General features: G+C 62.9%; 38 protein-coding genes. 20 read left to right on the top strand and 18 right to left on the bottom strand.

The window, feature by feature from the left end; genetic code table 11:
* Positions 1-3: 3 nt before the first annotated feature.
* The 7 genes from EPO50_RS04895 to EPO50_RS04865 form a co-directional block, all read right to left on the bottom strand.
* Positions 4-339 (bottom strand): hypothetical protein, encoded by a 336-nt coding sequence (locus tag EPO50_RS04895; protein ID WP_296341557.1) that lies wholly within the window; start codon positions 337-339, stop codon positions 4-6.
* A gap of 456 nt (positions 340-795) precedes the next feature.
* Positions 796-1227, bottom strand: a complete 432-nt coding sequence (locus EPO50_RS04890; protein ID WP_296341555.1) for a hypothetical protein — start codon at positions 1225-1227, stop codon at positions 796-798.
* A complete protein-coding gene (locus EPO50_RS04885; RefSeq protein ID WP_296341554.1) occupies positions 1228-1572 on the bottom strand; it encodes a hypothetical protein in 345 nt (114 codons plus the stop codon).
* Complete coding sequence (locus EPO50_RS04880) at positions 1573-1773, bottom strand: hypothetical protein (RefSeq protein ID WP_296341551.1); 201 nt, start codon at positions 1771-1773, stop codon at positions 1573-1575.
* A gap of 3 nt (positions 1774-1776) precedes the next feature.
* Positions 1777-2154, bottom strand: a complete 378-nt coding sequence (locus EPO50_RS04875; RefSeq protein ID WP_296341550.1) for a hypothetical protein — start codon at positions 2152-2154, stop codon at positions 1777-1779.
* A gap of 83 nt (positions 2155-2237) precedes the next feature.
* The gene (locus tag EPO50_RS04870; RefSeq protein WP_296341548.1) at positions 2238-2564 is read right to left on the bottom strand and encodes a GIY-YIG nuclease family protein; all 327 of its coding nucleotides are present in this window, start codon (positions 2562-2564) and stop codon (positions 2238-2240) included.
* 41 nt (positions 2565-2605) lie between these two features.
* A complete protein-coding gene (locus tag EPO50_RS04865; protein ID WP_296341546.1) occupies positions 2606-2854 on the bottom strand; it encodes a hypothetical protein in 249 nt (82 codons plus the stop codon).
* A 2-nt stretch (positions 2855-2856) separates the two neighbouring features.
* Between EPO50_RS04865 and EPO50_RS04860 the strand changes: the two genes are divergently transcribed.
* The 20 genes from EPO50_RS04860 (at position 2857) to mazG (ending at position 13069) form a co-directional block, all read left to right on the top strand.
* Positions 2857-3600 (top strand): S24 family peptidase, encoded by a 744-nt coding sequence (locus tag EPO50_RS04860; RefSeq protein ID WP_296341544.1) that lies wholly within the window; start codon positions 2857-2859, stop codon positions 3598-3600.
* 141 nt (positions 3601-3741) lie between these two features.
* Positions 3742-4152 carry a hypothetical protein gene (locus EPO50_RS04855; RefSeq protein WP_296341543.1) on the top strand — a complete coding sequence of 137 codons (411 nt, stop codon included), beginning with the start codon at positions 3742-3744 and terminating at the stop codon, positions 4150-4152.
* A gap of 1 nt (position 4153) precedes the next feature.
* Complete coding sequence (locus EPO50_RS04850; RefSeq protein ID WP_296341541.1) at positions 4154-4480, top strand: hypothetical protein; 327 nt, start codon at positions 4154-4156, stop codon at positions 4478-4480.
* Complete coding sequence (locus EPO50_RS04845) at positions 4477-4803, top strand: hypothetical protein (protein WP_296341538.1); 327 nt, start codon at positions 4477-4479, stop codon at positions 4801-4803. Before EPO50_RS04850 ends, EPO50_RS04845 begins: the two co-directional genes overlap by 4 nt.
* Positions 4800-5270: a hypothetical protein gene (locus EPO50_RS04840; RefSeq protein WP_296341536.1), complete on the top strand. Its 471-nt coding sequence runs from the start codon at positions 4800-4802 to the stop codon at positions 5268-5270. The genes EPO50_RS04845 and EPO50_RS04840 overlap by 4 nt, the downstream gene beginning before the upstream one ends.
* 101 nt (positions 5271-5371) lie before the next feature.
* Positions 5372-5728: a hypothetical protein gene (locus EPO50_RS04835; protein ID WP_296341534.1), complete on the top strand. Its 357-nt coding sequence runs from the start codon at positions 5372-5374 to the stop codon at positions 5726-5728.
* 113 nt (positions 5729-5841) lie between these two features.
* Positions 5842-6222 (top strand): hypothetical protein, encoded by a 381-nt coding sequence (locus tag EPO50_RS04830; protein ID WP_296341533.1) that lies wholly within the window; start codon positions 5842-5844, stop codon positions 6220-6222.
* A 48-nt stretch (positions 6223-6270) separates the two neighbouring features.
* Complete coding sequence (locus EPO50_RS04825) at positions 6271-6711, top strand: hypothetical protein (RefSeq protein WP_296341531.1); 441 nt, start codon at positions 6271-6273, stop codon at positions 6709-6711.
* 212 nt (positions 6712-6923) lie between these two features.
* Positions 6924-7196, top strand: coding sequence for a hypothetical protein (locus EPO50_RS04820; RefSeq protein ID WP_296341529.1), 273 nt, complete (start codon positions 6924-6926; stop codon positions 7194-7196).
* A 39-nt stretch (positions 7197-7235) separates the two neighbouring features.
* The gene (locus tag EPO50_RS04815) at positions 7236-8144 is read left to right on the top strand and encodes an ERF family protein (RefSeq protein ID WP_296341527.1); all 909 of its coding nucleotides are present in this window, start codon (positions 7236-7238) and stop codon (positions 8142-8144) included.
* Positions 8141-8761 (top strand): hypothetical protein, encoded by a 621-nt coding sequence (locus EPO50_RS04810; RefSeq protein WP_296341525.1) that lies wholly within the window; start codon positions 8141-8143, stop codon positions 8759-8761. The genes EPO50_RS04815 and EPO50_RS04810 overlap by 4 nt, the downstream gene beginning before the upstream one ends.
* Positions 8762-8764: 3 nt before the next feature.
* A complete protein-coding gene (locus EPO50_RS04805) occupies positions 8765-9169 on the top strand; it encodes a recombination protein NinB (RefSeq protein WP_296341524.1) in 405 nt (134 codons plus the stop codon).
* Positions 9166-9543, top strand: coding sequence for a hypothetical protein (locus tag EPO50_RS04800; protein ID WP_296341522.1), 378 nt, complete (start codon positions 9166-9168; stop codon positions 9541-9543). Before EPO50_RS04805 ends, EPO50_RS04800 begins: the two co-directional genes overlap by 4 nt.
* A 41-nt stretch (positions 9544-9584) precedes the next feature.
* Positions 9585-10034, top strand: coding sequence for a hypothetical protein (locus tag EPO50_RS04795; RefSeq protein WP_296341520.1), 450 nt, complete (start codon positions 9585-9587; stop codon positions 10032-10034).
* 201 nt (positions 10035-10235) lie between these two features.
* A complete protein-coding gene (locus tag EPO50_RS04790) occupies positions 10236-10757 on the top strand; it encodes an SLOG family protein (RefSeq protein ID WP_296341518.1) in 522 nt (173 codons plus the stop codon).
* A gap of 2 nt (positions 10758-10759) precedes the next feature.
* Complete coding sequence (locus tag EPO50_RS04785) at positions 10760-11248, top strand: hypothetical protein (protein WP_296341516.1); 489 nt, start codon at positions 10760-10762, stop codon at positions 11246-11248.
* An 18-nt stretch (positions 11249-11266) separates the two neighbouring features.
* Complete coding sequence (locus EPO50_RS04780; RefSeq protein ID WP_296341513.1) at positions 11267-11512, top strand: hypothetical protein; 246 nt, start codon at positions 11267-11269, stop codon at positions 11510-11512.
* A gap of 66 nt (positions 11513-11578) precedes the next feature.
* Positions 11579-11767: a hypothetical protein gene (locus EPO50_RS04775; RefSeq protein WP_296341511.1), complete on the top strand. Its 189-nt coding sequence runs from the start codon at positions 11579-11581 to the stop codon at positions 11765-11767.
* Positions 11755-12117 (top strand): hypothetical protein, encoded by a 363-nt coding sequence (locus EPO50_RS04770; RefSeq protein ID WP_296341509.1) that lies wholly within the window; start codon positions 11755-11757, stop codon positions 12115-12117. The genes EPO50_RS04775 and EPO50_RS04770 overlap by 13 nt, the downstream gene beginning before the upstream one ends.
* Before the next feature lie 106 nt (positions 12118-12223).
* On the top strand, positions 12224-13069 hold the full coding sequence (mazG, locus tag EPO50_RS04765) for a nucleoside triphosphate pyrophosphohydrolase (RefSeq protein WP_296341507.1): 846 nt from the start codon (positions 12224-12226) through the stop codon (positions 13067-13069).
* Here mazG and EPO50_RS04760 read toward each other — a convergent pair.
* The 11 genes from EPO50_RS04760 to dusB form a co-directional block, all read right to left on the bottom strand.
* Entirely contained in the window at positions 13066-13899 is an 834-nt protein-coding gene (locus tag EPO50_RS04760) for an inositol monophosphatase (RefSeq protein WP_296341505.1), read from the bottom strand. The two genes, mazG and EPO50_RS04760, sit on opposite strands and share 4 nt — an antisense overlap.
* Before the next feature lie 4 nt (positions 13900-13903).
* Positions 13904-14191 carry a co-chaperone GroES gene (locus tag EPO50_RS04755; RefSeq protein WP_296341502.1) on the bottom strand — a complete coding sequence of 96 codons (288 nt, stop codon included), beginning with the start codon at positions 14189-14191 and terminating at the stop codon, positions 13904-13906.
* A gap of 66 nt (positions 14192-14257) precedes the next feature.
* On the bottom strand, positions 14258-15529 hold the full coding sequence (gene hflX / locus EPO50_RS04750; RefSeq protein ID WP_296342333.1) for a GTPase HflX: 1272 nt from the start codon (positions 15527-15529) through the stop codon (positions 14258-14260).
* Positions 15530-15614: 85 nt separating this feature from the next.
* Positions 15615-15863, bottom strand: a complete 249-nt coding sequence (gene hfq, locus EPO50_RS04745; protein WP_020696000.1) for an RNA chaperone Hfq — start codon at positions 15861-15863, stop codon at positions 15615-15617.
* A gap of 107 nt (positions 15864-15970) precedes the next feature.
* Positions 15971-16627 carry an HAD family hydrolase gene (locus EPO50_RS04740; RefSeq protein ID WP_296341499.1) on the bottom strand — a complete coding sequence of 219 codons (657 nt, stop codon included), beginning with the start codon at positions 16625-16627 and terminating at the stop codon, positions 15971-15973.
* Positions 16624-17487: a D-amino-acid transaminase gene (locus EPO50_RS04735; protein ID WP_296341498.1), complete on the bottom strand. Its 864-nt coding sequence runs from the start codon at positions 17485-17487 to the stop codon at positions 16624-16626. Before EPO50_RS04735 ends, EPO50_RS04740 begins: the two co-directional genes overlap by 4 nt.
* 20 nt (positions 17488-17507) lie before the next feature.
* The gene (locus EPO50_RS04730) at positions 17508-18920 is read right to left on the bottom strand and encodes a sigma-54 dependent transcriptional regulator (RefSeq protein ID WP_296341497.1); all 1413 of its coding nucleotides are present in this window, start codon (positions 18918-18920) and stop codon (positions 17508-17510) included.
* 57 nt (positions 18921-18977) lie between these two features.
* Positions 18978-21170: an ATP-binding protein gene (locus EPO50_RS04725; protein WP_296341496.1), complete on the bottom strand. Its 2193-nt coding sequence runs from the start codon at positions 21168-21170 to the stop codon at positions 18978-18980.
* Positions 21171-21213: 43 nt separating this feature from the next.
* On the bottom strand, positions 21214-22689 hold the full coding sequence (gene ntrC, locus EPO50_RS04720; protein WP_296341495.1) for a nitrogen regulation protein NR(I): 1476 nt from the start codon (positions 22687-22689) through the stop codon (positions 21214-21216).
* Positions 22686-23813, bottom strand: coding sequence for an ATP-binding protein (locus tag EPO50_RS04715; protein WP_296341494.1), 1128 nt, complete (start codon positions 23811-23813; stop codon positions 22686-22688). Before EPO50_RS04715 ends, ntrC begins: the two co-directional genes overlap by 4 nt.
* Entirely contained in the window at positions 23814-24821 is a 1008-nt protein-coding gene (dusB, locus tag EPO50_RS04710; RefSeq protein WP_296341493.1) for a tRNA dihydrouridine synthase DusB, read from the bottom strand. It lies immediately after the preceding gene.
* Between the last annotated feature and the right edge of the window lie 124 nt (positions 24822-24945).

The raw sequence follows: 24945 nt of genomic DNA, 5'->3' as shown, positions 1-24945 counted from the left end.
GCCTCATTTGCCCTCCAGCTCCTTGAGCTTCTTCCTGGTGGCGAGGACTTCCTGAGCATGTGCGAGGTCGGGACGGCCGGCGGCTTCCAGCAGCTTCGCGCAAAGCTCGTCATCGTTGAGCATCGCGACTGTGTGCTTCCAGGTCGGGCCGTTCACGCCGTCTTGCCAGTTCTCAACTGTGCGGGGCGATGCGCCGATGCGACGTGCGATGGCGCGCGGAGAGAACTTCCGCAACAAATCAGGCCAACGCGCAGCCAGTTCGTATGTGCTGCCAATCGCAATGTCGCTCACGCTACTCCCCCGAAATTTTCGAGTTGTCTTCGGCTCGTACTTTTCCATGCGCGATCTCCATGCTGTGTGCATGAAGACCGACACGTGGAAGCACATCGGCACTATCGCGAGCGCAGTCGTTGAGGCCGCCAAGCACAGGCGACTCGTTCGCGAAAAGGTTTCGGGCGCGGAAGACGCGACCTTCGCTGACAAAAAGCCCGCGCATGGAGCAGCGGGGAGTTTCCCAATCGCCCACGCCGGGGAGGAAACCGGCGTGAATACAGCGGCTGGGGGGCTCAATAGGGTTGCCCGGGAGACGGAGGGTTGGGGGTGTCTCCCGGGCGGTGCTGCGCGTGTCGAGGGAAGCGGAGAGCGCAGCGAAAGTGGAAATGCATCCAGGCCAAGCGACAATGCCCGGGTGATAGAGATCGCGTCCTTGACCCCCGTCGGGACGTGCGCCGCCGAGGCCATTTCGCCCCACGCACTTAGCCTCGGCGGCATCCCCTCGTGTGTTCTGTAGGGCGATCATGCGAGCGCCTGCCTAAGCGCTTCGTCGTACGGGACGCCAATGCTGCGGAGCTTGTGATAGAATGTGCGCCGTTGGGTCGGCAGTCGGCTAATGCTGATTGCGTTCTTGGGCTTGCCAGCTCCGCGCTGCGTCCAGCCGCCCTTCTCAATCCGCCGGTAGAGTGTCTTCTGGCCGATGCCGTAGCGCGCGCAGAGGGCATCGACAGGCTCTTTGCTGCTCTCGTATGCGGCTCTGATTTGCGCCCAGGTGTGATCGTCTACTCGCCGGGCGGGATTGCGACACCACCAGTTGTGAGGCAGGTGCTCCCGCATTTCCTTGTAAGCAATGCCAGCGATCGTGCAGGCGTCACGATAGTTGAGGCCGCAGATCACGAGGCCGCAGACCGTAGCGCGATGGGTATTGCGAACGCGATGGGGGCGCACAGGCATCTAGTGGATCTCCGCAGTCGGGACGACCGGCTGAAGGTCGCGAATCAGATCACCGAGGACGGCGAGCGCGATGTCCGGTCCCTGCTCCGCAAAGATGCGCGAGAACAGCTTCCGGAAATCATCGACGGACGCGTCTGGCTCCACGATCGAGATCGAACGACGAAGCCGCTGGCGCCGCTCGATAAAGCCGCGCTCCTCAAGGCCGCCGATGAGGCGATGAATGCCGGATTGCGACTTCAACCCCAGCGCACGCGCCATTTCCCGATAAGACGGCGACACGCCGCCGTTAGCCCGGATATAGCCCTCCAGGAACGTCAGGAGATCGCGCTGGCGCTGGGTGAGCATTCAGTAGCTCATCTCTTCAAAGTCCTCGTCGAGGACCCACGGCAGCGCGCTCGCTCCGATGCGCTGCGGCCGAGTGCGGCGCTTGTAGGCGGCCGATATCTTGTCTCCACGCTCGCCGCTGAACTTTCGCGGGTCATTGGAGGGACTGCCGAACGAGCGAGGCGAAGCACCCACATCCTCTTCCAGTTGCTTGGCGTCCATGGGTTAGGCTGCCTTTGCTTTGAGGGCGGCGGCGCAGAGTGCCATTGCCTCGGTTTCCGCAAATCCGAAGTGCTTCCGGCCAACCGTTGCATTCGCTCTGGCGCCCCCAACTTTGCTTTCCACGGTCCATCCGAACCTGTTCGGCGGCACGAGTGTTGCGGCAGCGTCGAGGCTGGTGCTGAAAAACGGTATCGTGTCCCAGTCATCCGGATAGCCCGGAAGCTCCCCAACGGGGGTGCCGTAATGGGTGTGGATGTGTTGCCATCCTGTAGCCGCCGCGATCGCCGCATCCAGTTTCCGACCCGGCTCCTCTCGCTGACAGCGCTCCGCGAGCGCGAGAAGTACGGCCCTATCGACGCGAGGCGAAGCCAGTTCCGTCATTGTGCCGCCTCCCCAAAATTAGGAGCCACCACAGCAATAGCGCTGAGCCAGATAAGGGTGAGGAGGATGGCGAGGGTCATGGGTCAGGCTGCCTTTCTCAGGCCGTCCGGGATCGCTGGATGAGAAAGGACGGAGCGCGGATAGAATTCACGGCAGCCGTATCCAGGCAGGTGATGCTCGCGCAGATCGATATGAAGATGGCGCTCTTGCTGATGAGAGCCGGGTGTCATGGTTTCGAGCGTCGCGGAGACGCCAAACCTTCCCTTGAGGTGCTTAACCCGCGCCTCAGGCCTGAGGGAGAAGCCAATCTTAATGATGTCGGCCCCCGTGACGGCAGCCACATACAAGAATCCTTCGCCCGCCTTCATGCGCTGCTGGGCCTTGCGCTGCCCCTCACGCAACAGCGCCATGTATTCAGGGCCGCCCCACCCAACGGCGTCTCGGCGAGACATTACGCGGCCCTCCGCTTGCGGGCGGGCGCCATGCGCTCGGTGAGCTCTTCGCGGGCCTTTTCAGCCGCCGCCTGCGCTGCCGCGACCTTGAATTGGCTCAACCGCCATTCGAGGGTCGCACCCTTCCCCGGCAATTTGTCGGCCTTACTCCAGTTGTACAGGGTGCGAATCGGAATGCCGGAAAAGCGATGCAGTCGGTCGACGCCGACGGTCTTGATGGTTTCTCGAACGGCAATGCTCATGGCCATGGATGATGCCGTATTGGCATTGCCACGTCAATACTTCTAGCCAATCTGGCAATATGGAAGATCAGCCCGTCACGGCATCATGGGGCATGGATGCAAAATGGCTTTCAAATCAACTCGCTAGCTCGGGCAAGAGTCAGGCCGACCTCGCGCGATACCTTGGGGTCGCGTCGACGACTGTTAACAAGATGGTGAAAGGGCGGCGCAAAATTCTGGCTAGCGAAGCAGAGAAGATGCGAAGGTTTTTTGCAGGCGATGCGGAGACTCTTGCTCCCGTAAGTCGCACTACGGCTGCGCCAAACATTGACGCAAGCCTAAACCCGCCCCTACGCTCTACCATGCCGCGGAATGTTCCGATTCTCGGAACGGTCTCCGGCGGTGGGGGCTTCTTTCAAATGAACGGCGATCCGATTGACTGGGCGCGCCGTCCGCCCAGATTAGAAGGAAGAGCCGATGTATTCGGCGCATACGTTGAGGACCTTTCAATGGTCCCGCGATACGAACCGGGGGAACTCGTCTTCATAGAGCGAGCCCGCCCGCCAGCTCCAGGCGATCACGTTGTTGTGGAGATTGTAGAGGGACCGACCTCCAAGGATGAGCGTAAAGCGCTTATCAAGAAGCTGGTCTCCGTCACGACCGCCACAGTTCGACTAGAGCAGTACAATCCACCCAAGGTGCTTGAGTATCAGCGTAAGCAGGTGCTTCACATGTACCGGGTCATGCCGCTGGCCGACTTGTTAGGTACCTAACAACGCCGCATACCTGACGACACTGTCACCGCGGGGCCAATTCCCGCGGTGGATACTTTGTGTTTCGGTAGATGCCATTTTGGCATTGCCATTTGATGCCAATACGGCAATACTCCTCCTGTCCTTAGACGGGAGTGAGAGATGCCACGTGATACCGTTGAAGAGTTGGAACTGACTTCGTTTCGCTCGATCGAGGGCCGTGTCCTTCCTGAAGCGAAGCCGGTTGAAACCGACAGTGTGCTCCGATTGCTCGTAATGGCTCGCGCCATCATCGCTGATGAGCGCGACTGGAGCCCCTGTGGCGCGGTTAGCGAAGGACCAGACGGTCGTGTCCAGCGATGCACTGTTATGGCCTGCGACGCGGCCTACAAGGCCATGGCCACGCACTCCGAAGTAATGCACGCGGCTCTCCACTGGCTGCGGGCATATCTTCCTCCCGAGCCGGAGGCGGCCGACATCATTGCGTTCAACGATGACGCCAACACCACCCACGCTGACGTGCTGGCGCTGTTTGATCGCGCCATCGCTCGCCGCTCCGAGATTGGAGCGTAGCATGGCGCCGGACAGCCTTCACATTGAACGAGGCGATGCACAATCGTGTGCGCTGACGCCTCGCGCATCGGACATCGCCATCCAGCAGGCCACGGGGTTTGTGGTCATCTCCAGGTGGCGGGATAAGTCACCTCTCCCTCCGTACAAGGAGTCGCTGGAGTTCAGCCACTACGACACGCTGAACGAGGCGTGGTGGGCATACGCCGAGTACGAACAGGGCGAATGGGAGCGCGCCGAACCCGTTGCTCTCATGGCCTGCAAGCGCGGCGTGCCCTTTGCCACGATCCTCTGCGCCGACCCCTCCCTAATCGCGGGAGACGCAGCATGAGCCGCCACAAGATGCAGGCCTTCGTGCCGTTCGGGTTAGGTGATCTGGAAGTGGAGATCGCGTTCGACTTCACGCGCGGACGCCCTGCCGCGATGTATCTCCGCAACGGCGACCCCGGCTATCCGGCAGATCCCGACGAAGTCGAGTTCGTGTCGGCCCGTCTCGTCGACCGTGAGGCCGATCCGGTCATGCAGAAGATGGCCGGTGAGTGGGCGGAAGAATATCTGGCGGGGGATGCCGGGCGCGCTCTTGCTCTGGAAGCTGCGGCCGACGCGGACGACCTAACCCGCGAATACGCTGCCGAACTGAGGAGGGATGCATGAGCGCCCGCGTCGAAGCCGCTGGTGGGGTGACGCAACAAGCGGATGTTTCGATGATCGAGGCAACCATCAGGCATCTAAAGCAGAGGATTGATTACCGCCTCAATGATCATCTTTGCGACATGAAAGAGGGATGGGATGACTCAGTAACTGGATTCAACGAGGCCTGGGATGTGGTCCGGGCGGTTCTTGATGATTCTTCCGCGAATCTCGCCGCCACCATGGCAATGGCTGCGGTCCGCTCTCCCTCCCCTCGCGATCAAGCCTGCAGTGCCATGCTGGGGGCGTTGGAGAGGCTAGCAAACGCCGCAGATGACGTAGGCGTCTCGTTCTTCGACACAGACACCATGTCCGCAGAGGTCAGCGAAATGCAGGCCGCAACAGAGCGCGCGAGGGCAGTAGCGTCTTCCGCCCGCTCTGCAGGCATAGAGCCTCTTGCCCTCCCCGTGGAAGGGAAGGTGATGACGTGAGGGAGTTCGCTTCGCCTCGATTCACCAAGACCTTTTGCTCCCAATGCGGAGCGTCGCTCGGTCCCGGAGATGCTGGCATCTCAAGGTGCGCCGACCACTACATGCGGCGACCGACCATCAGTAACGCCGACGAATGGCAGCTTTGGCTTGAGGAGCACCGAGATAGCGGCTCTGCGTTCATCGCCGTCCAAATTGTCGAAGCCATTGAGGAGCATAAAAAGGCCCTCGCTCGTGAGGTCTATGCCCTCGCTGAGGATACCGCCGAGCAATGCCACGATGTCGCTCAAAGGGACCTAGAAGGCAAGCAGGGGGCCTTTGCTCGCGGTCGCGTGCACGAAGCCAAGGGCATCGCCCGCGCCATCAACGCCATCATGCCCTACTCGCGCGATACGTCTGCCTTGAAGCCACGCGAGCCCGATACGCGCGGCGAAGCACCCCCGATTACTGACAGGAGATAGAGCCATGCCTGTCTGCATACAGGTCTATGAGTGCAAGAAGATTAAGAGGAGGAGAGCACGCTTCGCCTCGCTCGTTAGACGGTTTCTCAATCTGTTCAACAGGAGCTTTTGAAATGGACATCGCTGACATCAAGCAGCGCCTGGAAGCGCTTAGCACCGGGATGGTGGCAAAGGCCCTTCAGGAGCCCATCGCGGACTTCACCGTCAAGGCGAATGCAGAGCCGAACGTCTGTCTCGGCTGGCGCGGCAAGAGCGTGATCCATGACTACAAGTGGTTTCGGGGGGTCCCGGAACAGGCCCTCAAGGATGCCGAGGCGTACGTCGCGGCGCTCCCCACTCCCGAGCAAGCGCGCATGAAGGCATTCCTCGAATCCCTCGGCGCAACCATCGAGCTGGGCAAGAAGACCAACATCGATGTGGAGTTTGTGAACCCTCTCGTTGTGCTGATGAAGAAGCTCTCCAAGAACGCCCTCACTCACGCGGCACAGACCTAACAATCCGAGGCGAAGCCACCCCCTCGTTCTTCTAAGGAGCCGAATGCAATGAACATCCGCGATCATATCGAGGCAGGGCACTATCCGACCGACGAGAAGGGGCGCGCGTTGGTGCCGACCAGTCGGCCGAACGCGCACGCCGTCATTGCTGCCACGGACTGCCCGGTAGGTGACTGGCTGCTCGGCTGGGAGGTCACAACCAGCGCTCCAGTTGAAGGCGTTTCAGACGGCGGCAAACCTTATTGCTGGCGCATCTCTTGGTGGCGCTCAGATGGAGAAGTGACGAGATCAGACATTGATCGAGTCGGGCGCCTCCTTCCTCCCCCGCCGCGCAAGGTGAAGGTGACGGCCTACGGGCTCGTTGGGCGGAAGGGTTTGATCACAGCCACCGTCTTGCGTTCATCAGTCGAATCCGTTGCCGGGGCCCGCAGTACGCACATCGTCGAACTTACCGGTGAATACGACGAGCCTTGGGACACCAAGGCATAGCTCTCTCAACCCGATACGAAGTGAATCCCCTCCCCTAATAGGAGTGAAGATATATGGAAGAGAGTAGGAACAGGCTGACGCCTCGCTCAGTCGACGCATGTGAAGTCACGGAGAAAGCTCCTGCTGCATCTCACACGGAAGGTCCGTGGCGCTGGGATAGCGACGCCATCAAAGGCGATCCGCTTGGGCGCGTTCGCTATCGCATTGTAGCAATGGGGAAGACCGTCACGCAGCTCTACTACTCCAGTGACGACGCCAATGCCGAGGCGGATGCCCGCCTTATCTCCGCAGCGCCCGATCTGCTTCACCTCTGGGATACTTTCCCCATCTACAGACAGGGGGAGTCCTCTGGCGGCTATGCCGGTCGCCTAACGGCTTGGGCGTTCAACATCCGCGATGACGCCAGCGCCGCCCTTCGCAAGGCACGTGAAGCCACCCCAGTAGGCGAAGCGAATTCCCCCACCCTCTCAAAGGCAGGTGCGTGATGCCCGACTCTCTCAATCCTATTTCAACAGGAGGACCCCATGCCTGATACGATGATGACCGCAGAAACCCGGGTGCCCGAAAACCACTCCATGGAAGTGGCCAAGCTAGCGGCGGCTCTGGCGATGGCCCAGAAGAATTTCGCCCCGATCCCCAAGGATCGCGAGGTTAAGGTGCAGTCCGATCGTGGCAGCTACACGTTCAAGTACGCCACTCTGGACGCCATCCGGTCTGCCACCATGCCCGCCCTTGCCGAGCAAACGCTGGCCATCGTGCAGGGCATGATTGAATACGGAAACGGCTATGCCGTGGAAACCAAGCTGATCCATTCCTCAGGCGAATGGATTCGCAACGTGACGCCGATGTTCGTCAGCGGGCGCGTCAAGGACGGCCGCCAGTATCCGCCGACCAACCAGGAGCTGGGCTCGGCGCAGAGCTACGCGCGACGCTACGGCATCTCTGCCCTGCTCTGCATCACGGCCGATGAGGACGACGACGGCAACACCGCAGACGGCAACCACATCGAGGGCAGTTCGCGTGCGCCCTACACACCCCACAAGCCCGGCCCTGCAGGCTCGGCAAGCGGTGGCGCTGACTTCCGTCCTCCGGGGCCGCGTCGCACTGGCTGGGCCAAGGAAGCCGAGAACGACGGCACCCTCGACACGACCCGCAACAAGGGTGAGATGCCCGGCAAGCCTCCAGCCACCAACGGCAAGAAGTCGGCCGCTGAGAAGGCCAAGACGTGGACCGACAACGCCATCCAGACGATCAAGCTGCCCGGCCAGCATGTCGGCTCCCTCGACAAGTGGTGGAAGGACCAGCAGGCGGTCCCGGCTGGGGCCAAGTTCTCGCCCCTTGGCTGGCTGGAAGAGGCCGCGCCGGACGAGTACGAGCGCCTGCAGGCGGTCTTTGAGGAAGTCCGCACCAACGCCCAGCAGGTAGCAGCATGAACAAGCATCACAATATGCCGCCCCTGAGCGAACGGCTGGAGATCGACCACGCCTCGCTGGCTGAGCAGGCGGCGGAAATCCTCAACGTCGAGGCGCTTGCCCCGATCATGGTCGACGACGACCTGGCGGACTACTCCGAGCGTGCCAAGGCCCTGAAGGGCGTAGCGAGCATGGTCGAGAAGGCCCGCAAGGGCGAGAAGGATCAGATCCTGAAGGACGGACGCACGATTGACGGCTTCTTCCAGAAGCTCGCCAAGCCCGTGCAGGAAGCCGCCGACGCTGTCGTGGCTGCCATCAACACTTGGCAGCGCGCCAAGCTGGAGGAGCAGCGGAAGCGCGAGCGCGAGGAAGCCGAAGCTGCCGCGGCCCTCCAGATGGCAGACGAAGCCCCGGAGGCCCCTGCTCCGGTCAAGGAAGTGGCTCGCGTCGTTTCCTCGACAGGCCGCGTGACGGTCTCGGCAAACACCTTCTGGACGTTCCGCGTCATCGATCCGGCCAAGGTCCCGGCCCGCTATCTGATGGTCAATGAGTCGGCCATCAAGACAGCGATTGCCGGGGGCGTCCGCGAGATCGACGGCGTCGACATCTTCGAAGACGTGCGCACGGCGATCAGGTAGGCCATGACCGACGAACAGACATTCCGGCTGGTGCACACCCGAGCCCGAGAGGGCGCAATGCGCGCCGTCAAGACGGCCCCGGACGGCTATGTCTGTGTCGTGCGGCCGCCCAACCGCAGCAAGGACCAGAACGCCCTTCTACACGACGCCCTGACGGACATCTCAAAGCAGGTCGAGTGGAAGGGCCAGCGTTTCAGCGTCGTGACCTGGAAGCGCCTGTGCACGGCGGCGTGGCTGCGCGAGACTGGTGAGGCCCCAAGCCTGATACCAGCCCTCGACGGCAATGGCTTTGACATCATCTACGAACACACGTCGGACCTGAACGTAGCCCAGATGCGCGCCCTTCTCGATTGGGTGATGGCGTTTGGCGATCAGAACGGCGTCACCTTTGGAAAGCTGGGCACATGAAGCGCCGCGAGTTCACCCCAAAGCAGCGCTTTGACATCATCAAGCGCGCCACGACCGAAGACAATCGCATCCTCTGCGAAGGGTGCAGCCTCAACGTGACCTTCAAGAAGTGGGAGATCGATCACGTCGTGGCCGAGGCCCTGGTTGTCGACAAGTCCAAGCCGCTGACCATCGAGGATGGCAAGCTTTTGGGTCACTGCTGTCATCGAGGCGAGAACGGCAAGACCGCCAAGGACGTGAAGGCCATAGCGAAGTCGAAGCGGCGCGAGGCCAAGCACTTTGGGTTTGCCAAGCGCCGCTCCACATTCGCATGCAGCCGCAACGGTCCATTCAAGGCCAAGATTGGCGGCGGTGCAGTCAGGAGGGATGCATGAGGGATAGCACGCTAACGCCTCGCGACGATACGCATGTGACTATGTCATTGCTCCCGCCTGTGGTGGCTGGCGCTGTATTCGTGGTGCCGCATCCGTTCTGCTGGGAAATGGCATCCAAGCCCGGCGATGATCCTGAGGGGCCGTACAGCATCGAAATCATGTCGTGGCGGCCCGGCGTTCGGCCGGAGCTTCGCGGACACGGCGAGTATCACTACACCGTCGAAGAATACGAGGGCATGGGCTCTCAGATTCTGACGGTCGTCGGTGTCTTCCGCCCCGGCAAATACCCAACGCGGGTCTTCTACACGCGGCGCTGGCGCGATCCGGATGGCAAGGAGTTCGGCAAAGGCGGCCTGCGCATCAAGGTGATGTCAGCCTTCAAAAGGATCATCGGCGGTTACCGGCACCACGAAGAGCCATGCCTGATGGCACGTGAAGCGACCTCAGTAGGCGAAGCGAACACCACCACCAAGGAACTCACAGATGGGTAGTAGCCGCCGAGAGTTCGTATTCGGCCGATTAAATGACGGGGTCGACGCAATGAAGGTTTGGGGTGAGGCGCAGAAGCGCTTCGGGCACTGCACCTGGAACTACGTCGATCGATTGAGACGAGAGTGGGCCATGAAGGCACGTGAGTCTCAACTCGATACGAAGTCACCCCCACCACCGCCCAAGCCCAAGAAGGAAGGACGATGAGCGATACTCCGAAGTTTGCAGAAACCTACTGCAGCCAGTGCGGTGGCTCGTTCGGCCCTGGCGACAGCGGGTTCTCTCATTGTGACCAGCATTGGAGCCCAGGTGTGCGGAAGGCGATGGCCCGGTTCGACGCCGGAATAGCTGCGCGTCGCGCGCGAGAGGGGTATCGCGTATTAGCCACGGGAAGTCGGCTCTCCGTGAACAGCGGCCCCGTTGACCGCGTTTTGGGCGCCTATCTGGAGAAACACGGCTTGGACTTGCGGCTTGCAGCAGGCGGCGCTCCCGGCATCGACACCTTGGTCGAGGAGTGGGCGCTGAGCATGGGGGTGCCGTTCAAACGCTACGCGGTCGACCACAATCTGGACGGCCCCTGGCCCGGGGCGGGTCCGCGCCGCAACCAGCGCATGCACGACGACTTCAAGCCTCATGAGGTTGCCGCGTTTCCTGGCGGAAAGGGAACGGCCTCTATGTGCCGCATTGCCGAGCAAGCAGGAACACTTGTCACGAGGGTGCGATAGCCATGACCACAGCACCGAAGCTGGAGCCGACTGATCTGGTCGACGAACTCAAGGCGCTGTCCCGCGCCTATGTCAGCCTTCTCGAGCTTGGTAGGAACCGAATTCTCGATCTCGGCGGCACGTGCGATCCCGTCGATGTCATGGAAAAGGGCGACCCTGCGCTAGTGCGGGCACGCGCGGCCGTCGCCAACGCCGAGAGCCGCGCCGCCCCTTCGGCCGGGCTGCGGGAGGCGTTGACCGAGCTTGCCAGCGTGAAGCCCGCGCTCAAGGCGGAGCAGCGCAAGCACGCGAAGGCCCGGCGGCGCATCCATCAACTGGAACGCGCCATTGCGTGGGCGCTGGGTGAATCGCCGCCCGGTATACCGGAGTTCATGTGGCCTGAAGGCGATCGACGCCCGTACTGGTGGAGAACTCAGTTACGCGCCCTCACTCTCTCCAAGGAGAGAGGGGGAGTGGCTTCGCATCATCAGACTATTGCACGTGACGAATAATCAGCAGGAGTGATTGCAATGGGCGACGACAGTGTAGAACGGTTTCCTATTGAGAAGGCGCGCAAGTCGACTGCCGGAGCGCCCGCGCAAGCGGCGACGGTCGAAAGCGACCTGGACCCGGGCAATCCGTTCGAGGACAGCCTGCGCGGGTTGCTGCGTAAGCGTCGGAAGTTGATCGACGAATACGGCGATGGCGACGGCGCGGTTTGGGACGTAGAGCGACGGATTGCTGATCGTCTCGTGTCGTTCGTGGGCGATGAATAGCGCCGCTGAGCACGTGAAGCAGCCTCAGGATACGAAGTGAATCACCCCCACCCCAAGGCCCAGTAGATGACTGAGCGCGTACTGACCCCAGAGAAGCTGATTGAGCTGATCGAAGCCTCCCCCAACAACCCGAAGGCCAACAGCGCCGGAGTGTTGCGGAGCGGAAAGCAAATCGAGGTCTTGGCCAAGCTCGACATCGAGGCCCTGACCACCCGGATTAACAACTGGTTCAAGGAGGCATCATGCCGGACGTAGTAACGAACACCGCCGAAGTGGAGGAAGCATTGGCCCGACGCCACGCGCAATTTTCTATCAACCGGCGCGGGGAAGGCAAGGAAGCCCCTGCCGAGCCCCCCATAGCCGAATCTGACAAGACCCTCTACGGACGACCCGTCAGGATGGAAGTCGATGTCTGCGTGCCTCTGGCTGACCTCAGGAAGCTCCTCGTGGGCATACGGGCCGACATCGCGGATGCTATACTCATGCTGGATAGGCCGGGGACGCCCCACGACCGGCGCTTTGCCGCCTACCTGAAGCTATGCTCTGCTCGCGCCAAGGGCTACCAACTGAAGAAGGATTTGAAGCTCCGGGGAATTGCGTTCTGATCTCACAGTGAAGTCAGTGGCCACTGTCAATCCACTACAAATTGCGTGCGCTAAGTGATTGGTCCGATTATATATTATACGATAATTGGACTTGAGATCAAAACGTATGTCCACCGGACGCCCCACCGCCGACCGGCTCCCCAAAGAACCGCTCCAGCGCCTGCTGGCGGTGATGGCTTGGCTGCGTGACCGTGAGCATGGCTGCCCCTGGGACGTCGAGCAGACCTTCCAGACCATCGTGCCGTACACGATCGAGGAAGCCTACGAGGTCGCCGACGCCATCGAGCGCGAGGATATGCCAGCGCTCAAGGAGGAACTCGGCGACCTGCTGCTGCAGGTGGTCTACCACGCCCAGATGGCTAGCGAGGCCAAAGCGTTCGGCTTCGACGACGTGGCGGCCGCCATCGCCGACAAAATGGTCGACCGTCATCCGCACGTCTTCGGCGATCTCGACATCAAGACCGCCGACGCCCAGACGATCTCCTGGGAGGCGCGCAAGGCAGCTGAGCGGGCCGCCAAGCAGCAGCAGGGCGCCCAGAACGGCAGTCAGCCTGAGGGAGCCCTAGACGGGGTTGCCCGCGCCCTTCCCGCCTTGATGCGCGCCGAGAAGATCCAGAAGCGGGCGGCCCGGGTCGGCTTCGACTGGGCCTCGACCGGACCTGTCATCGACAAGATCGAGGAAGAGCTGGGCGAACTGCGCACGGAAATCGAAGCCGGCACGGTCGATCAAGCCCGGCTGACCGACGAACTGGGCGACGTGCTGTTCGCCGTCGCCAACCTGGCGCGCCACTGCAAGGTCGATCCCGAAGTGGCGCTTAGGGCGACCAATGACAAATTCGAGAAGCGCTTCCGCTACATCGAGAAACGCCTGGCCGAGCAAGGCCGCAAGCCGGCCGATGCCGGCCTCGAGGAAATGGAAGCCTTCTGGCAGGAAGCGAAAACGAAAGCCTAGGGCTTTGGCGCCAGCAGCGGGAGCTGGACGGCCTCTAATAGGGCCCTCGCCTCGTCGAGCGCCTCACTCGACGTCGAGGAGATCAGGCCGGCGGCCAGGCCCTGGGTCGGCACATAGGGCGAGCCGTTGAACTGAACCGAGCCACCGCCCGCCTCGCGCATCATCAACGAGCCCGCGGCATGGTCCCAGGGCTTGGTCATCCGGTAGAGATTGAAGTCGGCACGACCCGACAGGAGTTCGATGTATTCGAGGCCGGCGCAGCTCAAGGTCGATAGCCGGCCGAGCTTGGCTCGTTGCTCCTGGCGGAGTTGGCGGTCGAATTCCTTGATGACCCTGTAACCGACATAGCCGACCAGCGGCCGGTTGGGCGTCCCTCCTGCTACGGAAACGCCGTCGAGCATCACGCCGCCGTCGCGATGCGCTTCGGCCAGATGATTGCGCGGCACGTCGAGTATCCAGCCGGAGATCGGCATGGTGTCGTGCACCAGGCAGACGATGACGGCGAAACGGTCCCTGCCCGCGGCGAAGTTCGCAGTGCCGTCGAGCGGGTCGACAATCCAGCAGGTCTCGCCCGCCCGCGCGATCAGGTCGAGCAGGCTCGGATCCTTCTCGACCGCCTCCTCGCCTACCACCGGTACACCCGGCAGGATCTTGGCAAGACCGGTCGCCAAGCGTTGCTCTGCCGCCTCGTCGGCGACAGTCACGACGTCACCGGGGCGCTTCTGCCTGATGTCGCTCTTGGCGAGATTGCGAAACCGCGGCAGCAACTCGGCTGCCGCCGTCTCGCGAATAAGTTCGGCGACTCGAAGCGAATCGCCGTCCGTCAGCATCGGTTCAGCCGACGACGCCGAACAGATCCTCTTCCTTCAGGATCACGTGATCCTGGCCGCCGAGCTTCACCTCGGTGCCGGACCACTTGCCGTACAGAACCGTGTCGCCGACCTTGACGTCGAGCGCCTGCAGGCGGCCGTCTTCGAGGCGGCGGCCCTTGCCGACGGCCACGACCTTGCCCTGCATCGGCTTTTCCTGGGCGGTATCCGGAATGATCAGGCCGGCCTTGGTCCGGGTCTCGGCTTCAACCGGCTTCAGCAGCAGGCGATCGTGCAAGGGCTTGAATTTCATGGGGTTTCCTTTGTCTCGGGGTTGGGCGCTTATAGGTAGCGCGCCTGCCGGGTGTCAACGCGGCCGTCAGCGCGCCTGGCGGCGCTCGAACTGCGCAGAAGCGGCCTCGTCCAGCGCCACGGTCAGCCAGGCCGTGTCGCCCTCGTCCCGCCGGCTGCGGACCTCGCCGTGGCGGTAGAGCCAGGCGATGGTCGCACCATCAGACAGCGGCACGGAAACCTCGCGGGCTTCGCCAGCGTGGCTCAGGAAGGCACCGATGGCCTCCAGGAGCTGGTCGATCCCCTCCCCGGTCAGCGCCGACACTGGATACTGACGGGCTCGCTCCGCACCGGTCGCCGCCCTGTTCTCCAGGATGCCACGAACTTCCAGCGACAGCGCATCGATCTTGTTCAGGGCCTCGATCAACGGCCGCCCAGCCCCTTCATCGAAGGCGCCGAGGTCGCGCAGCACCTGTTCGACGTCGGCGCGCTGCTGCTCGCTGTCGGGATGGGCGATATCGCGTACATGTACGATCAGGTCCGCCTCGATCACCTCTTCCAGCGTGGCACGGAAGGCCGCAACCAGATGGGTTGGCAGGTCTGAGACGAAACCGACCGTGTCGGAGATCACGCAGCCCCTGCCGTTCGGCAGCTTGATCGACCGCATGGTGGGATCGAGCGTGGCGAACAGCAGATCCTTGGCCATGACGCCGGCGCCGGACAGGCGGTTGAACAGGGTCGACTTGCCGGCATTGGTGTAGCCGACCAGGGCGACCGTCGGCAGGCGTGCCTTCTTGCGACCAGCGCGATTGACGGCGCGCGTTTTGCGCACGCCTTCGAGGTCACGCTTGATGCGCACGATGCGCTCGCCGATCAGACGACGATCGATCTCGATCTGCGACTCACCAGGACCACCAAGGAAGCCGAAGCCGCCGCGCTGGCGTTCCAAGTGGGTCCACGACCGCACGAGGCGGCCGCGCTGGTAGTCGAGCGCGGCAAGTTCGACTTGCAGGCGCCCTTCATGCGTGCGGGCACGGGCGCCGAAGATCTCCAAGATGAGACCGGTCCGGTCGATCACCTTGGCCTGCCAGGCCTTCTCAAGATTGCGTTGCTGGACCGGCGTCAGCTTGTCGTCGACGACGACCAGACCAATACCCTGCTCCTCGACCGCAGCCTTGATACGCTCGACGACGCCCTTGCCGACGAGGGTTGCAGGCGTGATGCGGCGCAACGGTGCGGTCTGGGCCAGACGTACATCGAGGTCGATGGCGCGGGCCAGACCTACCGCTTCCTCGAGCTTGGCGTCGCTGTCTCTCGCGTCACCGCCATTACGCGGTCCGGCGACGAACGGACAGAGCACCGCAGCAACCGTTGCCGGTCGCGCGGTCTCGGTCGGTTGGCGCGTACGCTTGTGTTGGTCGTTCTGCTCGAGGTCGTCGATCAAATCAGCCCGCTGCGTCGGCTTTGTCCCCGTCGAACAGCTGCACCGGCGTGACCGGCATGATGGTCGAAATCGCATGCTTGTAGACAAGCTGCGAGTGTCCGTCACGGCGCAGCAGCACCGAGAAATTGTCGAACCACGTAACGATACCCTGCAGTTTGACGCCGTTCACGAGGAAGATCGTGACGGGGGTCTTGTTCTTCCGCAGGTGGTTCAGGAAGACGTCCTGAACGTTCTGTGCCTTTTCGCTCATGTTCTTGGCCTCTTGCTGGGCATCCGGCTGCCGAAGGGCGCCCGGTTCAGAAAGGTACGGGGTCTCTCCCCGCTACCGAGTTACGAGGAATATAGGGGACACTTTTCTCAAAGCAATGCCACCAGCTCATGACAATTACGCGCGCGCAGACGCGGCGGATATTCCATCAGTGCCGCGGACAATTGTTCCGCGCCACCGACCAGGACCGGCAAACAGCCCGCCGCATGGGCACATTTCAGATCAGCCAGAGTGTCACCGACCATCCATACAGTCTCGTCGGGCGCAATTCCCGTGCCATCCAGAGCCATGAAAATCGGATCAGGGGCCGGTTTGTCGCGGCGTGCGTCCTTCGCTCCGACCGCCCGAGTTATCCACTTCTGCCACCCGAGATGAGCGAGCTCTGCCCTGAGATTGTCCCCCACCTTGTTGCTGACCACCGCGATGTAGCATCCGAGGCTCTGGCAATGCGCTAACAGTGCTTCTGCATCAGGCAGCGGCTGCAGTCGCTCCAGGTGAATCCGATAGAAGGTCTCATAGAAGACCTTCTCGGCTTCACCGGCACGAGGTCCGAACAGGCTGGGGAAAAGATCGCGCAGCGAGCCATGTGCGAAGTCTTGCACCTCGCTCGCCGTCCACGGCTTTAGCCCCAGCGCGACAAACGTGTCGTGATAGCACTCAACAATCGTCGGCCAAGTATTGACCAACGTATTGTCCCAGTCGAACAGGATGGCGCGCGGCGGCTTCGCGCCGGCGGACAGGCTCACGTGACCGCCTCACCCGCCTCGGAGAAACGGACATACTCTTCGCGCAGGCGACGGGCTGTCTCTCCCACCTTGCCATCTCCTACCGGATCGCCATCGATCTTCACGACTGGCGTGACGAAAGAAGTGGCGCTGGTGATGAAGGCCTCCTTTGCCTTCTTCGCCTCTGCCAGGGTGAAAGGCCGCTCGACGAGCTTGAGCTGCAATGAATTGCAAATCGACTTCAGCGCGTGCCGCGTGATGCCGGCCAGGATGCCGTTGTCGGTTTGCCGCGTTACCAGCTCGCCTTCGCCCGTCACGATCCAGGCATTAGTCGATGCCCCCTCGGTGACACAGCCTTTGCCATCGACCAGCCAGGCTTCGTAGGCGCCGCTCTCGCGCGCTGCCTGCTTTGCTAGCACGTTGGGCAACAGGGCCACGGTCTTGATATCGCAGCGCCCCCAGCGAATGTCGGGCTGGCTCTTCACGGCGACACCGGGGCCAGGATCGGCGACGATGTGCTTTGTGTTCTTGGTCGTCAGTACCAGCGCCGGCTTCACCGGCACCGTCGGGAAGGCATGGTCTCGGCGGGCGACACCACGCGTCACCTGCATGTAGATCAGGCCGTCGTGCAAGCGGTTGCGCCGCATCAACTCGCGGAGGATGAAGCCCAAGGTCGTGCGCGATACCGGCCAGCCGATCCGGAGTTCACGTAACGAACGGTCGAGCCGGTCGATGTGCGGCACTTCGTCGATCAGCTTGCCGCTGCGCACGCCCACGACCTCGTAGACGCCGTCGGCGAGCTGGTAGCCGCGATCCTCGATATGAACACTCGCTTCGCGATGATCCACGTAGCGACCATTGACGTAGGCATAACGCGCCATAACGCTCTCCCCGGGAATCCTCAGTTCGTCGGCTCGGCGCCGTTACGATCGTCAGGCGAACTGCCATGCAGGCCGAGCGACTTCAGCTTGCGATGCAGCGCCGAGCGCTCCATGCCGACGAAAGTCGCGGTCCGCGAAATGTTGCCGCCGAAGCGAGTCACCTGGGCGAGCAGATACTCGCGCTCGAAAACCTCGCGCGCATCACGCAGCGGCAACTGCATGATTTCGCCACCCTTCTCCCAGCGCAGCACCGAGGGGGCATCCTCGCTCACATCGTTGGGCAGCATGTCGGCGCGGATCGGCGCTCCACCGGTCGGCGCCAGGATCAGCAGCCGTTCGATGACATTGCGGAGTTGCCGCACGTTGCCTCGCCAATCGTGTCCCTGCAGAGCAGCCAGCGTGTCCTCGCCGATGGTGCGCGGCGGCAGGCCCGTCGCATCGGCGACGCGCTGCAGCAGGTCGATCGCGATCTCGGGAATATCCTCACGACGCTCACTGAGGGACGGAACGCGCAATCCCACGACGTTCAAGCGATGGAACAGCTCCTCGCGGAAAGTACCCGCCGCGATCTCGTCCTGAAGCGTATGCGCCGTTGCGGCGAGTACGCGCACGTCGACCTCGACCTTGGTCTTCCCTCCGTCGCGCGCGAAGGACTGTTCCTGCAGCACACGCGCCAACCGGCTCTGCAATGCCACGGGCAGGTCGGCGACCTCCTTCAGGAGCAGCGTGCCGCCATGCGCCATTTCGAAGGCGCCCGAGACACGCAACGTCTCGCTATCGGCTTCCCCTTCGGTGCCGAACAGCTCGATCTCCAGACGTTCCGCTGGCATGGCCGAGCAATTCACCACGACGAACGGCCCTTCGGCACGCTTGGAGCCTTGGTGGATCAAGCGCGCGACCGTCTCCTTGCCGGCGCCGGAGGCGCCTGTGATCAGTACACGGCTGCCGGTCGACGCCACCTTCTCGATCTGGTTGCGCACGTTGGCCGCATCGCTCGAGGAGCCGACGAAAGTCACTTCGCCGCCGGCGCGGCGACGCAAGGTGGCGTTCTCTCGCCGCAGCTTGTCAGCCTCGATGGCGCGGTCGACGACCACCAGCAATCGGTCGGCTTTGAACGGCTTCTCGACGAAGTCGTAGGCGCCGGTCTTGATGGCCGATACGGCCGTGTCGATCGTGCCGTGACCGCTGATCATCACCACCGGCACCGGTGGATCTTCGCGGCGGATCACTTCGAGAAGCTGCAGGCCGTCGAGCTCGCTGCCCTGCAGCCAGACATCGAGGATCACCAGAGCTGGCCGGCGCTGGCGCACCGCATCTATCGCTTCCGTGCTGTTGTGGGCGCGGCGGGCGGTATGGCCTTCGTCTTCAAGAATGCCCGCGATCAGCGTGCAGATGTCGCGTTCGTCGTCGACGATCAGAATATCGTGGCCCATGTCACTTCAAGGTCACTTCATGCCCGCATTTATCGTGGCGGGTCGTTGTTAGGCTCTTCACTGAGCGGCTGTCGCATGCGGTCGAGCCGACGCGATTTCCTTCGCGTCACGTCGGAATACCAGACTGATGCGCGCACCGCCACCCTCGCGATCCTCGAGCGCCAGGAAGCCGCCATGGTCTTCCATGATCTTCTTGACGATCGCGAGGCCGAGTCCGGTGCCCTTGCTGCGCGTTGTCATATAAGGCTCGGTGAGGCGTTCACGTCCTTCCTGCGGCAAACCCTTGCCATTGTCCTCGACGACGATCCGCACCGTCGTGCCGTCGTCCTTGAGGGCCAGCGTGATTTCGCCTGGGGGCAACTGGCGCCCTGGTGCAGCCTCCCTGCCCTCGATCGCTTCGGCTGAATTCTTCAGGATATTGGTCAGAACCTGAGAAATTTGCCGACGATCGCAAATCAGCGGCACCGGCCGGTCGGGCAGGCGCGACGCGTAGCGGATGGTCGGATTGCCGTTGCGCTGCAGGAACAGCGCCTGCTGGCAGAGTTCCTTGGCGTCCTCGGGCAGCACCGTCGGCCGCGGCATGCGTGCGAAGGAAGAAAACTCGTCGACCATGCGGCCGATATCGCCAACCTGACGAATGATCGTGTCGGTACAGATCGAGAAGGTCTCGGGATCGTCCTTGATCTGCTTCAGGTAACGCCGCTTCAGCCGTTCAGCCGAAAGTTGGATCGGCGTCAACGGGTTCTTGATCTCGTGTGCGATGCGGCGCGCCACGTCGCCCCAAGCGGCCATGCGCTGGGCCGACATCAGGTCTGTCACATCGTCGAAGGTCACGACGAAGCCCGCGCCGGTCGCGGCGCTGATACGGACCAGCAGGATCTGGCGGGCGCCGCGCTGCAGGATCTCGACCTGACCTTGCGTCATGCGTTCCGGCCGTTCCGCAGCCTGCGCGACCAGCGACACCAGCTCCGGCATGACGGCGGTGAGTGGCCGGCCAAGCACGCCGTCCTCCGGCAAGCCCAGCAGGTCGAGCGCCGAACGATTGCTGCGCACGACGATACCGGCGCCATCGACGCTGAGGACGCCGGCCGAAACACCCGCGAGCACGGCGTCGGTCAGGCGACGCCTGGTGTCGAGTTCGGTATTGGCGTGCACCAGCTCGCCGCGTTGCGTTTCGATCTGGCTGGCCATGCGATTGAAGGAGCGCGCCAATTGGCCGAATTCATCGTTGGGCGGCCCCTCCTCCACGCGGACGCTGAGATCGCCACCACGCACGCGCTCGGCTGCCGCCATCAGTCCACCAATCGGCTGAGTGAGGCGCGACGCGAACAGGATTGCGAGCCATACCGCCGCCAGCAGCATCAGGAAGGCGATGGTGCCGCAGACTACGAAGATGATGAGTTGGCCACGTCGAAGCGCCGATTCGATCTGCGAATAGAACGAGCCCGCGAATTCGATGCTCTTGATATAGTCGACGACGCGCAGATCGACGGCATGCCCCGTCGCCAGGAACAGCGGCTCCCCGACGAAGAGCTGCATGACGAAATAAGCGCCGTTCGGCGATTCGAACTGCACGGGACGCGCCTGATTCACCGCCTGCCAGAGAAACTGGGCCGGTGGCACCGGATTGGCCATGCCTTTGGCATCCGGCGCCACGGCATTGGCAATCACGCCCTTGTCGGCGTCGAGTAGGGTGACTTCGGCGATGGGGCGGCCTTCGATCAGGCTTTGCAGCAGCACCTTGGTCGCTGGCCCGTCGCGCAGGGCGTCGATGCCCATAGCCTGCAGTGGGCCGGCGATGGCTGCGATATCGTTCAAGATCTCCTGCTCGCGCGCCCGGCGGACCGGCTCGCCGATAGTGCGCGCCGCCTCGTAGGAGGCCTGCGAAGGTTTCACGACGAAATCAGTAAGGCTGATGACCAGCATCGACAGGATGACAGTCATGATCAGCGTCGGCGTAATGGTGAAGACGCTGCAGACCAGCACCAGACGCATGTGCAGGCGCGAACCTGCCGCACCTCGCCGGCGGTCGAGCCAGAGCTGGGTGAGGCGGACCGCCAGCACCGAAACCAGCACGACAGCAATGACGAGGTCGGCGACCAAGAGACCGGTCATCCAGCTGCGCGTCACGAAGGCTTCCGGCACGAATCCGGCAAGCCATGCATAGGTGACGGCACCTGCGAGAATCGCGAGAACAGCCAAAGACGCAGCGGCGCCGCGGCCGGACAGGCCGCGAAGTACCGCGTTCATCATATCGCTCAAGCGTGAACCGCTCAGCGCTGCTGCCACCAAATCACCCGCCTCGGCGAACCTGCGGCGTGCGAACCACGGGGACGTCGAGGTCCTTAATTTTTTTACGCAACGTGTTGCGATTGAGCCCCAGGAGGCGGGCCGCACGCAACTGGTTCCCCCGAGTAGCCCCCAACGCGAGCGAGAGCAAGGGACGCTCGACCTCGGAAATGACACGATCGTACATGCCATCCGGCGGCAACCGGTCGCCGTGCGCGGCGAACAGGTTCTGCAGATGGCGATCGACGGCGTCGGCGAGTGAAATCTCCGCCGCTACATCGGCTGGAGCCGGGCTGTGTTCGAGCGCCGACATGGCATCGGCGAGTTCGGTTTCGATTGTCTCCACGCCGATCACTTCCTCGGAGTAGAGTGCCGACAGGCGCCGTACCAAGTTGACCAGCTCACGCACATTGCCTGGCCAGCGATGCTGTTTCAGCCGCGCCATTGCCTCAGGCGACAGAACCTTGGTCGGCAAACCGTCGGCGGTTGCTGCCTGCAGATAGTGATTGGCAAGCTCGGGAATGTCGTCGATCCGTTCGCGCAGCGGCGGCAGACGGATCGGCACGACGTTCAGGCGATAGAACAGATCCTCGCGGAACAGGCCCTGCTGGATCAGCCGGCGCAAGTCGCGATGGGTTGCAGCCACGATGCGCACGTTGGCCTTGATCGGCGTGCGACCGCCGACCGTCATGTATTCACCTTCCTGCAGGACGCGCAGCAGGCGCGTTTGCGCCTCGGGCGGCATGTCGCCGATCTCGTCGAGGAACAGCGTACCGCCGGCGGCCTGCTCGAACTTACCGGCGGAGCGCTGCACCGCGCCGGTGAAGGCGCCGCGCTCGTGGCCGAACAGTTCGCTTTCGATCAGCTCACGAGGGATAGCCGCCATGTTCAGCGCGACGAACGGACCTTTACGGCGCTTGCCGTAATCGTGCAGCGCCCGCGCCACCAGCTCCTTGCCGGCGCCGGACTCGCCCGTGACCATCACCGTGAGGTCGGTCGACATCAGGCGCGCCAGGGCGCGGTAGATCTCCTGCATGGCAGGCGACCGCCCGATCAGCGGCAGGCGCTCGCCTTCTTCCGGCGGCATTGCGGCGCGCGGCATCGACGCCGCCGGTGCAGACAGCGCGCGGTTGACCACCGAGATCAGCTCGTTGAGGTCGAAGGGCTTGGGCAGATATTCGAAAGCGCCGCGCTCAGTCGCGCGCACGGCCGTGAGAAGGGTCGACTGCGCGCTCATGACGATGATGCGGAGGTCGGGCCGGAGCTTGCGGATACGCGGCACCAGGTCGAGGCCGTTTTCGTCCGGCATTACCACGTCGGTGATGACGAGCTGCCCCTCACCTTCCTGGACCCATTGCCAGAGCGTGGCGGCCGCCCCCGTGCTGCGCACGGTGTGGCCCTGCCGGCCCAGCGCCTGATGCAGGACGGTCCGAATCGCACGGTCGTCGTCGGCAACGAGAATTGTGGAGGCCACGCTCATGGCGCGACCTTCGAGGAGACGGTGGACGAGAGCTGCAGCGGCAACATGACTCTGAACGTTGTGCGGCCGGGCTCGCTATCGAATTCGATGGCCCCGCCGTGGTCGTTGATGATCTTGGCAACCAATGCAAGACCCAGGCCGGTTCCTGTCGGCTTGTTGGTCACGAAAGCGTCAAACAGATGACTACGGATTTCATCGGACACGCCTCGGCCATTGTCGCGGACCGAAACGACTAGGGGCAGGTTCACCCTCGCCTGCTGGCCGGGCACCGCAAGCCGCAGCCCATGCTTGAAGGCGGTCGAGAGCTCGATTTCCCGGTCGTTGTCACCCGGCACCTCGCAGGCGTTCTTCACCAGATTCAGGAAGACCTGGATGAGCTGGTCGCGGTCACCATGGACGTCCGGCAACGATGGATCGTAGGTCTCGACGAAGCGCACGTTCTTGCCGAAGCCGTTCTGTGACAGCCGGCGAACATGGTTCAGCACCTGATGGATATTGATCGGCCCCCGCTCGATCGGCCGGCCGTCGGCGAAGGCCTCCATGCGGTCGACCAACGCCACGATGCGATCGGTTTCCTCGCAGATCAGGCTCGTCAGCTCGCGCTCGGAGTCGGGAACCGACTGTTCGAGGAGCTGGGCGGCGCCGCGGATGCCGGAGAGCGGGTTCTTGACCTCGTGCGCCAGCATGGCCGCCAGTGCGCTCACCGATCGGGCGGCACTGCGATGCGACATCTGCCGGTCGATGTTACGGGCGATGGTCTGCTCGACCAGCGACACCGCGACCAGCCCATCACCATCGACGATCGGGGAAAGGCGCAGGGCGCAGAAGCGGCTGCCGATGCGCGGCGAGGCAAGCGTCACGCCGTTTTCCGCGACGGCCCCACCGGTAGTCGTTACCTGCTCCAGCAACGAAAAAAGTGGCGTGTCTTCGGGAACGAACTCGCTCAGAGGATGGCCGACCAGGCGGGCGCGGCCGACACCGAAGAATTGCTCGGCCGAGAGGTTGGCGTAGTGAATGTGACCGCTCGGGTCGACGACAACCACAGCCTCCGACAACGAATCGAGAATGGCCGAGGGAAACTGCTCGCTCACGCCATTCGATCGCTTCAGGGAATGCAAGGCCATCTAGGCAGCCTGCCGCTCGAGCGCTGGCAGGAAGAAGGCGGACAGCATCGTTCGCACCTTGCCGGGATCGGGTTCGCGGTTCACGGCCGCCCGGAAATCGGCCGACGCCGGCAGCCCCTTGGAATACCAGCCGAGATGCTTGCGGGCCATGCGCGCGCCGGTTTCCGGCCCGTAATGCTCCAGCATCGATTCGTAGTGCGTCCGGACAGTCGCATACTGCTCGGCGAGCGTCGGATCGGACAGGCGTTCGCCCGTGCGCAGGTAGTGAATTGCTTGGTTCAGGAACCAGGGGCGGCCGTAAGCGCCACGGCCGATCATGATTCCATCGGCGCCGGATTGATCGAGCGCCTGATCGACATCGTCGAGCGTGTTGATGTCGCCATTGGCGATCACCGGCAGCTTGGTCACGGCCTTCACCTCGCGGATGAAAGCCCAGTCCGCGTGGCCGTCGTAGAACTGGCAGCGCGTGCGTCCGTGCACGGTCAGCAGCTTGATGCCGCACTCCTCGGCAATGCGCGCGAGATTGGGCGCGTTGCGGTTGGTCGAGTCCCAGCCCGTGCGCATCTTGAGCGTCACCGGCAGCTTTACGGCCTTCACGGTGGCTTCGAGGATCTTGGCGGCATGCACCTCGTCGCGCATCAGCGAGGAACCGGCATGGCCGTTCACGACCTTCTTCACCGGGCAGCCGAAGTTGATGTCGATGATGGCCGCGCCGCGGTCCTCGTTGAGTTTGGCGGCTTCGGCCATCACCTCGGGCTCGCAACCGGCGAGCTGCACCGACATCGGGAACTCCTCGGGGGAATTCTTGGCCATCAGGAGCGTCTTGCGGTTCTCCCGCACCATGGCGGCCGAAGCGATCATTTCGGAAACGACCAGGCCGGCACCGCCCCGCTTCACCATCTGGCGGAACGGCATGTCGGTGACACCCGACATCGGGGCCAGGATGACAGGGTCTTCGATGCGGACAGGGCCGATATCGACAGGTCGGAGACGGGGTGCGCTGTTCATTCCAGTGATCAGTTTATAGGCATCTTGTGCAGTGCACAATAATTGGGCGAGCAATAGCGGGTCCCACCGACCGGCGCAAGGGCTGCGAAAGTCTCGACGTGGACACCTCTCTGCCCGTGTTATT

Source organism: Reyranella sp., from assembly GCF_004297405.1.
Classification (GTDB): Bacteria; Pseudomonadota; Alphaproteobacteria; order Reyranellales; family Reyranellaceae; genus Reyranella.
This window is presented reverse-complemented; position numbering and strand designations above follow the sequence as displayed.